General features: G+C 38.9%; 9 protein-coding genes. 8 read left to right on the top strand and 1 reads right to left on the bottom strand.

Annotated features, from left to right (window positions below; translation table 11 throughout):
- Positions 1–144: 144 nt before the first annotated feature.
- The 8 genes from hemH (at position 145) to J0J33_RS00715 (ending at position 11,186) form a co-directional block, all read left to right on the top strand.
- Positions 145–1,092 carry a ferrochelatase gene (hemH, locus tag J0J33_RS00750; protein ID WP_206887962.1) on the top strand — a complete coding sequence of 316 codons (948 nt, stop codon included), beginning with the start codon at positions 145–147 and terminating at the stop codon, positions 1,090–1,092.
- Between the two features lie 360 nt (positions 1,093–1,452).
- Positions 1,453–3,393: a threonine--tRNA ligase gene (gene thrS, locus J0J33_RS00745; protein WP_017369132.1), complete on the top strand. Its 1,941-nt coding sequence runs from the start codon at positions 1,453–1,455 to the stop codon at positions 3,391–3,393.
- Positions 3,394–3,549: 156 nt separating this feature from the next.
- Positions 3,550–4,446, top strand: coding sequence for a class II fructose-bisphosphate aldolase (locus J0J33_RS00740; RefSeq protein WP_017370538.1), 897 nt, complete (start codon positions 3,550–3,552; stop codon positions 4,444–4,446).
- Between the two features lie 313 nt (positions 4,447–4,759).
- A complete protein-coding gene (locus J0J33_RS00735; protein WP_117516930.1) occupies positions 4,760–5,251 on the top strand; it encodes a YcjF family protein in 492 nt (163 codons plus the stop codon).
- 191 nt (positions 5,252–5,442) lie between these two features.
- Complete coding sequence (gene licT, locus J0J33_RS00730) at positions 5,443–6,282, top strand: BglG family transcription antiterminator LicT (protein ID WP_206887960.1); 840 nt, start codon at positions 5,443–5,445, stop codon at positions 6,280–6,282.
- 80 nt (positions 6,283–6,362) lie between these two features.
- Entirely contained in the window at positions 6,363–8,288 is a 1,926-nt protein-coding gene (locus tag J0J33_RS00725; RefSeq protein WP_206921742.1) for a beta-glucoside-specific PTS transporter subunit IIABC, read from the top strand.
- A gap of 14 nt (positions 8,289–8,302) precedes the next feature.
- Complete coding sequence (locus tag J0J33_RS00720; RefSeq protein WP_019294068.1) at positions 8,303–9,748, top strand: glycoside hydrolase family 1 protein; 1,446 nt, start codon at positions 8,303–8,305, stop codon at positions 9,746–9,748.
- Position 9,749: 1 nt separating this feature from the next.
- Positions 9,750–11,186, top strand: a complete 1,437-nt coding sequence (locus tag J0J33_RS00715; protein ID WP_206887956.1) for a glycoside hydrolase family 1 protein — start codon at positions 9,750–9,752, stop codon at positions 11,184–11,186.
- Between the two features lie 14 nt (positions 11,187–11,200).
- On the opposite strand, the gene J0J33_RS00710 is transcribed toward J0J33_RS00715, so the two are convergent.
- Positions 11,201–11,932 (bottom strand): alpha/beta fold hydrolase, encoded by a 732-nt coding sequence (locus J0J33_RS00710; RefSeq protein ID WP_206887954.1) that lies wholly within the window; start codon positions 11,930–11,932, stop codon positions 11,201–11,203.
- Positions 11,933–11,947 lie beyond the last annotated feature (15 nt).

Genomic DNA, 11,947 nt, shown 5'->3' with positions numbered 1-11,947 from the left:
TCTCGTTTTTTTCTTGCCATTTTTGCTCTAAGTCATAGATTTTCTCAAAATATTAATGAATAACTTATGAAATTCAGGTAAAATAGAAAACAGGATAATTGGATTGTCCGTTGAATTTTAGAAAACACAGGAGACATATATCGCATGAAAAAAAGAGGCATCCTCTTAGTTAATCTTGGTACACCCGAGAATACATCGCCCCAAGCTCTAAGAAAATACCTGAAGAAATTTTTATCTGACCGGCGCGTGATTAAGACTCATCCTTTGCTCTGGCAGCCGCTTCTCAATGGTATCATTCTTAATACTCGGCCGAAAAAATCAGCTAAGCTTTACGAAAAGATTGTCAAAGACGGCGCGTTTCCACTGCTTACCTACACAGCAGCTCAAGAAAAAAACCTGCAGGAAATCTGTCCTGACGTTGAAGTAGCTATGGGGATGTCCTACAGTGAACCAAGTATTGAAAGTAGTCTGGAAAGTCTCTTGAGTAAAGGTGTGGAGGAGTTAACGGTTCTTCCTATGTATCCACAATATTCAGGGACAACAGTAGGTTCGGTCTTTGATAGTGTCATGAACTTTTTTTTAAAAAAAGATCATATTGTGGATTTAAAGTTTATACGCTCCTTTTATAAAGAACCTCTCTATATCAAATATTTTGCTGAGAAGATAAAAGAAACCCTTGCAAATGAAGAGGATATTGAAGCTGTGGTCTTTTCTTACCATGGTATCCCGCTTTCTTACGTAACGGATGGAGATGCTTACCCAGACGAATGCACGGAAACGACACGTTTAATTATGGAAGAACTTGGCGATTTCCCACATTATCAAACCTATCAGTCGAAATTTGGCCCCGCCGAATGGCTGACTCCCGCAACCGATGATACCTTGAAGAAACTTCCAGAACAAGGTGTCAAAAAAGTTCTTATCGTTGCACCTGGCTTTGTAGTTGATTGTTTAGAAACGATTGAAGAGCTTGAAGAGGAAAATAAAGAATACTTCCTTGAAAATGGTGGTGAAAAGTATGTCTATGTCTCACCGTTTAATGAAGATATGGCTTTTGCTGAGCTTGTCAAAGAGATTGCAAAGAAAAAATAAAGATTATTTTCTAAAAAATCAAAAAACTTACTCAAAAGGACTTGACAAAAGATAAAGAAAATCCTAAAATGGTCATTAGAGACAAGTCTTTAACCAATTCTTTCCAAGAGAGCGAGTGTGTGGTGCGAACTCGTATTGTGATTGCTAAAGATACCACTCTGATAATTCTTTCTGAGAACAGAAAGCGTGGCTGACACGTTACGTCAAAGATGAGATATTTTTGAAGCTTTTTATGCCGAAAAAATTAAGAAGGTGGTAACACGCAGATCGCGTCCTTTAGAGGGAGTTGATCTGCGTTTTTTTATTTCCTCAGTGCTCATCCCCAAAACTAAAATATGTTAAAAAAAATTGGAGGCTTATATGATTAAAATCACTTTCCCAGATGGTGCTGTCAAAGAATTTGAGGCAGGCATCTCAACACTTGAAATTGCGAAATCAATCTCACCTGGTTTGGCTAAAAAAGCCTTGGCTGGTAAAGTCAACGGCAAACTTATTGACGTGACCCGTCCAATCAAAGAAGATGCAACTTTTGAAATTGTAACACCGGATCATGAAGATGCTTTTGGTTTACTTCGTCACTCTGCAGCTCACTTATTTGCTCAAGCAGCACGTCGTCATTTTCCAAATATTCACCTTGGTGTAGGTCCAGCTATTGAAAATGGTTTCTACTACGATACTGATAATGAAGAAGGACAAATTTCAAACGATGATTTGGAAAAAATCGAAGCAGAAATGCGTCGTATCTCAAAAGAAAATTTCCCTTCAATTCGTAAAGAAGTAAGCAAAGAAGAAGCGAAAGAAATCTTTGCTGGTGATCCTTATAAGCTTGAGCTTATCGAAGAACACAATGAAGATGAAGGCGGCTTGACAATCTATAGTCAAGGCGAATACACAGATCTTTGCCGTGGCCCACATGTGCCATCAACTGGCTTTATTAAATTCTTCAAATTGCTTAATGTGGCAGGAGCTTACTGGCGTGGAAATAGTGATAATGCAATGATGCAACGTGTTTACGGTACTGCTTGGTTTAATAAAGAAGACCTCGAAGAAAACTTGAGAATGCGTGAAGAAGCGAAAGAACGTGATCACCGTAAGCTCGGTCGTGAGTTAGATCTCTTCTTCAATGAAGCTTCTTTGGGAGCAGGTACAGCTTACTGGCTTCCAGATGGAGCAACTATTCGCCGTACAATCCAACGTTTCGTAGAAGACCGTGAAATCGCTGCAGGCTACTTGCACGTTAACACACCAAACTTGATGAACTTGGATATTTATAAACAATCAGGTCACTGGCAACATTATCATGAAGACATGTTCCCACCAATGGATATGGGTGATGGCGAGCAAATGGAGCTTCGTCCGATGAACTGCCCATCGCACATTGCTATCTATAAACACCACGTACACAGCTACCGCGAATTACCTATCCGTATCGCTGAGTTCGGTACAATGCACCGTTATGAAAAATCAGGCGCACTTTCAGGTCTTCAACGTGTACGTGTGATGCAACTGAATGATGGTCACACATTTGTGACACCTGATCAAATCCAAGAAGAATTTGGAAAAATTCTTGAATTGATTATGGAAATGTACCGTGATTTTGGTATCGACGATTACAGCTTCCGTTTGTCATATCGTGACCCGGAAGACACAGAAAAATATTTCCCAGACGATGCAATGTGGGAAAAATCACAACGTATGCTTAAAGCAACAATGGATGATATGAATCTTGACTACGTTGAAGCTGAAGGCGAAGCAGCCTTCTATGGACCAAAATTGGACATCCAAGTTAAGACAGCTTTAGGTAATGAAGAAACACTTTCAACTATCCAGCTGGACTTCCTTAACCCTGAAAACTTTGACATCACATATGTTGGTGCAGATGGTGAAAAACACCGTCCAGTTATGATTCACCGCGGTGTAATTTCAACTTTGGAACGCTTTACAGCTTACTTGATTGAACTTTATAAAGGTGCGTTCCCAACTTGGTTGGCACCTACTCAAGCAATCATCATTCCTGTAAACAACGAAATTCATGCCGATTACGCATGGGAAATCAAAAAACGTCTCCAAGAAAAAGGATTGCGTATCGTTGTTGATGAATCAAATGAAAAAATGGGTTATAAAATCCGTCAAGCCCAAACACGTAAAGTTCCTTATCAAATCGTTGTGGGTGACCAAGAAATGGCAGATGGCACTGTAAACATTCGCCGTTATGGTTCAACAGATACTGAAGTTATTAGCTTGGATCAATTTATCGAAAATATTCAAGAAGACGTAGCTAACTACAGCCGTACTAAATAATAAAAAGAGAGGGAACTCTCTTTTTATTTGTCATTACCATAGGTTTTATTTTCTAAAAAAACCAGAATACAAGCGCATTCACGACTTATAACTAGAAAAATAGTTCACAAAATGCTATACTAAGACAGTAATAGAAAATATTCGGAGGAATTTGAAATGGCAATCGTTTCAGCAGAAAAATTCGTACAAGCCGCTCGTGACAATGGTTACGCTATCGGTGGTTTCAACACAAACAACCTTGAATGGACTCAAGCTATCTTGCGCGCAGCAGAAGCTAAAAAGACTCCAGTACTTATCCAAACTTCAATGGGTGCTGCTAAATACATGGGTGGTTACAAAATGTGTAAACTCCTCATTGAAACTCTTGTAGAATCAATGGGAATCACTGTACCAGTAGCTATTCACCTTGACCACGGTCACTTTGATGATGCTTTGGAATGTATCGAAGTTGGTTACTCTTCATTGATGTTTGACGGTTCACACCTTCCAATCGAAGAAAACCTTAAACTTGCTGAAGAAGTTATCACAAAAGCTCACGCTAAAGGTATCTCAGTTGAGTGTGAAGTTGGTTCTATCGGTGGTGAAGAAGACGGTATCGTCGGTGAAGGCGAACTTGCTCCTATCGAAGATGCAGTAGCAATGGCTAAACTTGGTGTTGACTTCCTTGCAGCTGGTATCGGTAACATCCACGGTCCTTACCCAGAAAACTGGAAAGGTCTCCACATCGATCACTTGACTAAATTGAACGAAGCACTCGTTGAAGCTATGGGCAAAAATGTTCCTATCGTATTGCACGGTGGTTCAGGTATCCCTGACGATCAAATCCGCGAAGCAATCGCTAACGGTGTAGCTAAAATCAACGTAAACACAGAATGCCAACTTGCATTTGCAAAAGCAACTCGTGAATTCGTCGTTGAATTTAACGCTAACGAAGCTGAATACATGAAGAAAAAACTCTTCGACCCACGTAAATTCTTGAAACCTGGTTTCGACGCAATCACTGCATCAGTTGAAGAACGTATCGACGTTTTCGGTTCAGCAAACAAGGCGTAAGCCTTGTTCTGCGAAGCAATCTCTGATTGTGAGCAAACAAAGATAGTTTTTGATTTGCGAATCAATCTTTGATTGTGAGCAAACCAAGATTAATCAGTTTTTTGAAATATGATTAAAAGAACGCTTGTCACTTTTGGCAAGCTTTTTTTGTGTGAACTTAGGAGTAGGAAGTAAGTGAAGTCAGATTGAGTCAAAAATTTGAAAGAAAATGTTAAACTTAAAGAAGAGCAAAGAACATACGATTTGCAGGATAAATCTGAAACTTAGATCGATGAAGCTCAGACAATAAATAGTGAAGAAATGAGGGGGAGAGATGATAGGAATAAAAAAACGTAAGAATACAGAAGTTTCAAAAGAAATGAACGGACAAATACCTCAAATGGTAAAAAAATCTATAAGTAGTGATAAAGCTTCTAAGGTTCATAGAACAATTCACGGAGCCTCGATCACTGCTGCGGGCGTAGGTGCTCTGCCGATACCTATTGCTGATGCTTTAATTTTAGTACCTATTCAGTTAAAGATGCTGAAAAGTATTTATAATATTTATGACGTGAAGTTTAGTGATAAATTTGTCGTAAACTTTATAAGGGTGACATTGATTCCGTATATAGGAAGATCATTGGCTACTTTGATTCCAGGTGTAGGTAGTGTGGTCAATGCTTCAATAGCTGCGGTAATCACTGAAGCGATTGGCTGGAGTGCAGCTGCTTCATTAGAAAAAGGCATTGATATCACGAAAGATACTGAAAAATTCGAAGGAATACTTACAGATACACTTAAAACTTTAATTCAACAAAAAAAATAAAAACTGCTAGGTATTAGCAGTTTTTTTTATTTTAAAATTTATCCTTGACAAGATTTTGATAATACAGTATACTAATATAAAAGCGGTTTCATAAAAACGGATAGTGATTATTAAGTTAAGCTAGACCTTATCGTACTCTATTTTTGTCATAGGGGCGATAGGGTCTATTTTTGTGAAATGAGGGGTGAATTGTGGAAATCAGAAAAATCCTAAACAATAATGTGGTCATAGCAATCAATAGCAGAAATGAAGAAATCATCCTTATGGGTCTTGGTATTGGTTTCAAGAAAAGAATAGGTCAAGCAGTTGAGGTTGATAAAATCGAAAAGATTTTCGGTCTAAAAGCCAGCTCAGATATACAGAGTTTTTCGGAGATTTTAAATGAAATTCCGAGTGCTATCATTGAGCTTTCGATGGTGACTTTAGCTGAGGTCAAAGTTAAATTTGATAAGGAAGTTTCAGATACAACGCTTGTTGCTTTTGCGGACCATCTTCATGCAGCGCTTCTGCGTACTGAAGAAAACATCTCGGTGAAGAATTTTCTGCTCTGGGATATTAAACGTTTCTTTCCAGAAGAGTTCAAAATCTGTTTGAAAGCATTGGAAAAGGTCAAAGAACAATTTGGTGTAGAGCTGCCAGAAGATGAAGCAGGTTTTCTGACGATGCATATCGTTAACGGTACACTTGGTACTGGTCATGAGTACGCGATGCAGCTGACCAAGCTTATGGAAGAAATTTTAACGACATTAAAGTATACTTTGAAAATCACCTTTGATGAACAAGATATTTACTTCCAACGCTTCATTACACATTTAAAATTCTTTACGGAGCGGATTTTAGCAGGTAGTGCTAGAGTAGAAGAAACCGACAAGGAACTTTTTGCTCTTATTGTGCGCAAATATCCCAATGCTTATCTTGGCACACGTAAAGTGAGCGAATTTTTAAATCAAACAAGGGATTATGAAGTCTCTGAAAGCGAACAGATTTACATGACTGTGCATTTGGCACGTATCTTGGAGAAAATCCAATAAAACTAAACTTTGGTAACAAATGGATCGTGACATTAAGTTGGCGAGACCTCTAAAAATATATTATATTATGGAGGTTTGTGATGGGCAAATATGAAGCTCTTGCAAAAGACATTGTAGCAAATGTGGGAGGGAAAGAAAACATCCTCTCATTGACAAATTGTATTACGCGACTACGTTTTAAGTTGAAAGACGAAAATCTCGCGAATACAGAAGTACTGAAGAAGATGAATGGTGTTGTCACTGTCATGCAAGCTGGGGGACAGTACCAAGTCGTCATTGGGAACCATGTTCCTGATGTTCGTGCTGATGTGGATAATGTTATCGGTAAGCTAGAGATGGATTCTTCTCAGACGAAAGCTAAGGGAAATATTTTCGATAAGTTTGTCGAAATGATTTCAGGAATTTTCCAGCCTATTTTAGCACCCTTGGCGGCAGCAGGTATGATTAAAGGGTTGAACGCGATTCTATCCTTTGCATTGGGAGCAAGCTTCCAAGCTTCTTCAACCTATGCTGTCCTTAATTCTATGGGCGATGGACTTTTCTTGTTCTTACCAATTTTTATCGGCTATACAGCGATGAAAAAATTTAACGGCTCGCCATTTGTCGGGATGCTGATTGCCGCAGCCTTGGTTTATCCTGGATTTGTGGATGGTTCAGTCACAAAAACTTTCGCTGAGAGTGGAGGGCTAAACTTCTTTGGTATTCCATTTTCAGTGCCAGCAGCAGGTTATGGTTCATCAGTTATGCCTATTATCGCTATTACAGCTTTTGCGGCCTTTCTTGAACAACAGCTCAAGAAAATTATCCCTGACGTGGTGAAACTTTTCTTAGCACCTTTCTTTACAGCTTTGATTGCAATTCCTTTAGGTTTTCTCATTATTGGGCCAGTCATGAATATTGCTTCTGATGCTTTAGGGAAAGGACTTCTCGCCTTGCAAGGTTTCAGTCCAATTATCTTTGGACTTGTGTTAGGCTTTACGTGGCAAATTTTGGTTATGTTTGGCTTGCACTGGGCAATTGTGCCTTTTGCCATCATTTCTTTAGCACAAGGTGAACCAACAGCATTACTTATTGCAGCATCAGGTGCTTCATTTGCTCAGACGGGTGCAGTGGGAGCAGTAATGGTAAAAACAAAAGATAAACGATTACGTGAGTTAGCAATCCCTGCTTTCATTTCAGGATGGTTTGGCGTAACAGAGCCAGCAATCTACGGGATAACCCTTCCAAAGAAACGTCCTTTCTGGGCTTCATGTGTGGTAAGTGGTATTATTGGTGCATTTGCTATGGGAATGGGTATTAAAGGATACACAATGGGCGGCTTAGGTGTCTTTAGTTTCACAACAAATATCAGTTTAGATGGTGATATTTCGGGAGCAGTTAAGATGATTATTTTAGCAATCATTGCTGTAATCGCAGGTTTTGCCTTGACATGGATTCTTGGTTTTGAAGATGAAAACTCAGAGGAAGAACAACCAAAAGAAACAACAAATAATCAAACTCGTGTATCACAAGCAGTAGGTGAAGAACATATTACGACTCCTTTAGAAGGCAAAGTCCTTCCATTATCTGAAGCCAATGATGCTGCTTTTGCTGCGGGTGTTATGGGCAAAGGAGCAGTAATTGAGCCAACACTTGGTGAAGTTTATGCCCCATTTGATGGACAAGTGATGACTGTTTTCCCTACAAAACACGCTATTGGTTTAATTTCAGAGCAAGGAACAGAACTCCTTATACATGTTGGCATTGATACCGTGCAGCTAGAAGGAAAATATTTTGAATCCTTTGTTTCACAGGGACAAAAGATTCAAAAAGGCGATTTATTGTTGAAGTTTGATATGGAAGCTATTGAAGCTGCAGGTTTCAGTACACAAGTGCCGATTATTATAACTAATAGCAGTGATTTTTCAGATATTGTAATCACTGACAAGACAGTTATTCATAAAGCAGAAGAGTTATTAACTGGTCTTGTAAAAACAGCTGATGGTTTGGTCGTTCAGCCGGTATAAAAAAGGAGAGAGAAATGAGCTTTAAAAAAGACTTTTTATGGGGTGGAGCTATCGCGGCCAATCAAGCAGAAGGTGCTTATAATGTTGGTGGTAAAGGACTGTCTGTAGCTGATATGAAAACAGTAGGTGGAAAAAATAAGGAACGTCATTTTACACCAGTGCTTGACGAGGAGACATATTACCCTTCACATCGCGCGATTGATTTCTATCATAATTACAAAGAAGACATTGCTTTATTTGCAGAAATGGGCTTTAAAACATTTAGACTGAGTATAAACTGGTCGCGCATTTTCCCTCAGGGAGACGAAACGCAACCTAATGAAGAAGGTTTACTCTTTTATGATCGCGTATTTGATGAATGTTTGAAACATGGCATTGAACCGTTGGTTACACTCAGTCACTTTGAAATTCCCTTGGGATTGATGGAAAAATATGATGGCTTTTTAAGCCGGGAAACCATTGATTTCTATGTGAATTATGCCAAAGTATGTTTTGAGCGCTACAAAGATAAAGTGAAATACTGGATCACTTTTAACGAACTAAATTTTGGTACAATGCCACACGGTGAACTTACAGTTTTAGGCCTTCATCCACATGGTGATTTTGCGCTCAATGCGATTCCAGAAGATGAGCATAAAAGATTTCAAGCCTTACACCATACTTTTATTGCCAGTGCAAAGGCGGTCATTGAGGGCCATAAGATTAATCCAGAGTTTAAGATTGGCTGTATGATTGCTCATTTGACTATGTACCCTCTTACACCAAACCCAGAAGATATCTTGCAAACCAAAGAATACGACCTGCTTGTGAATAAGTTTGTCGGTGATGTCCAAGTTAAAGGGAAATATCCAGCGCTTATCGAAAAATACTTTCAAAATAAAAAAATTGAAATCCAAAAAGAAGAAGGTGATGATGCGCTGCTCCAAGAAGGAAGAGTAGATATGTACACTTTCAGTTACTATATGACACTTTGCGTAACGACTCAAGAAGGGGCAGAGCCTTCGATGGGGAACTTGATGGGAGGTGCAGCAAATCCTTACTTGGAAGCCAGTGAATATGGCTGGCAGATTGATGCGACAGGGTTAGAATATACCTTAATGGATTTGTATGACCGCTATGAAGTCCCGCTCTTTGTTGTGGAAAACGGTTTAGGTATGGAAGACAAAGTCGAAGCAGATGGTACAATAAATGATGATTATCGTATCGATTATTTCCAAAAACATATCAAGGCGATGAGCCGTGCAATTGATAAAGGTGTGGATCTCCTGGGTTATACACCTTGGGGCTGTATTGATTTGGTTTCAGCAGGAACTGGGGAAATGCGGAAACGTTATGGTTTTATCTATGTAGATATGGACAATGACGGTAAAGGAACATTAAAACGTTCAAAGAAAAAATCCTTTGACTGGTACAAAGAAGTAATTGCCTCAAATGGCGAAACGATTTTAGGAGAAAAATAAAATGACATTTAAAAAAGACTTTTTATGGGGCGGTGCCACAGCTGCTAATCAATTGGAAGGTGCCTTTGATGTGGATGGAAAAGGACTTTCGGTCGCAGATGCGATGCCAGGTGGAAAAGAACGCTTAGGAATTCTCAATTCACCAGACTTTGACTGGACCATTGATGAAGACAAATATGTTTATCCTAACCACAAAGGGATTGATCATTACCATCATTTTAAAGAAGATATCGCCTTGTTCGCCGAGATGGGTTTTAAAGCTTATCGCTTTTCTGTAGCTTGGTCCCGCATCTTTCCTAAGGGAAACGAAAGTGAGCCTAATGAAGCCGGTCTTAAATTCTACGACCAATTGATTGACGAATGTTTGAAATACAATATCGAACCTGTAGTCACAATTTCTCACTATGAAATGCCGCTTCATCTTGCTAAAGAATATGGTGGATGGAAAAATCGGGAATTGATTGAGTTCTATGTTCGTTATGCCAAAGTTTTGTTGGAGCGTTATCAAGACAAAGTGAAATACTGGATGACTTTCAATGAAATTAACTCTGCAACTTTCTTTGCGGCTCTGGGTCAAGGTTTAGTACCTTCAAATGGTGGAGATGATAAAAAGAATGTCTTCCAAGCTTGGCATAATCAATTTGTTGCAAGTGCATTAACTGTAGAATTTGGACATGCCTTAAACAAAGATTTACACATCGGTTGTATGAGCATTTATTCGACAACTTATGCTTTTGATGCCAATCCAATCAATCAGATAGCTGCTCAACAAAGTATTCAAGAATTCAATTACTTCTGTAATGATGTTCAAGTGCGAGGGGAGTATCCTGTCTTTACACATCGACTTCATAAAAAATATGGAATTAAAAAAGAAGACTTAGAGATAACGAAAGAAGATTTGGAAACTTTGAAAAAAGGAACAGTCGATTACATCGGTTTTAGTTACTATATGTCAACTGTAGAATCGAAAACTCAAGAAGGAGTTGAAGCAAGTGGGAATATGGTACTCGGGGGTGTAAAAAATCCGTTTCTTAAAGAAAGTGAATGGGGTTGGGCCGTTGACCCTGATGGATTACGTTATGCCTTAAATGATCTTTATGGACGATATCAGGTTCCACTCTTTATAGTAGAAAATGGCTTAGGAGCTATTGATAAAGTTGAAGCTGACGGCAGCATTCAAGATGATTACCGTATCGATTATTTACGCAGACACATTATCGCCATGGAAGAAGCAGTCGAAGATGGTGTTGATTTGATGGGGTATACACCTTGGGGCTGTATTGACCTTGTTTCTGCCTCAACCGGGGAAATGAACAAACGTTATGGTTTCATTTATGTGGATTTGGATGATGAAATTCATGGTACAGGAAAACGTTCGAAGAAAAAATCATTTGACTGGTATAAAGAAGTCATTGCATCAAACGGTCAAAGACTTTGAAATAAAAAACCACTTTAAGTGGTTTTTTTATTGAGAGATTTATTAACAGGAGGTTTCCAAGCATCCTCTAGAAAATGACGGACAATCTGACTGAAATTTGTGGGACGAAAATAGAAACTCAGATGGCTTCCCCAAGGGATAATAAAAAACTGACTGTTAGGAATATGCTTTGCAATATCATGAGCATGGGCAGTTTTAACCACATCAAACTGGCCATTGATGACAAGTGTGGGAGCAGTGATATTCTCTAGTTCATCCATATTTTGAAGCACATCTTCTAAAAGAAGTTGCAAAGCAGGTGAAGGTCTACGCAGTAAATGTGCACAAATGTTGAGTGATTTTACTGTGAAGCGTACCAAGCTATAAAGTCCAGCATAGGTGGAATTGCCAGCGTTAAGGATTAAGCGATGTATGCGCGTAGGGTACTTGCTGGCTAGAAGCATTGCAATATTTGCGCCATCGCTGAAACCAAGCAGATTGATAGACTGGAGATCTTCAGCTTGCATCACTTCAAGTACATCCTCCATTAAACGATTAAAACTAAGTTTTTTTCCGCTAAAAAGACTTTTTCCATGACCGCGTGTATCGATTGAAATACAAGTATAATCACCTTTTAGCCTTTTGATAAGTGGCTTAAAGATATTACTATTTTGTGAGTTGCCGTGTAACAGTAAAAGTGCAGGTCCTTTACCTTCAACTTTATAGTAAATTTTCACCTTATCACTTGTAATAATATATTTTTCCATGATTTTGTCCTTGAT

Origin of the sequence: Lactococcus sp. LG1267, assembly GCF_017309545.1 — a bacterium.
Classification (GTDB): Bacteria; Bacillota; Bacilli; order Lactobacillales; family Streptococcaceae; genus Lactococcus; species Lactococcus petauri.
This window is presented reverse-complemented; position numbering and strand designations above follow the sequence as displayed.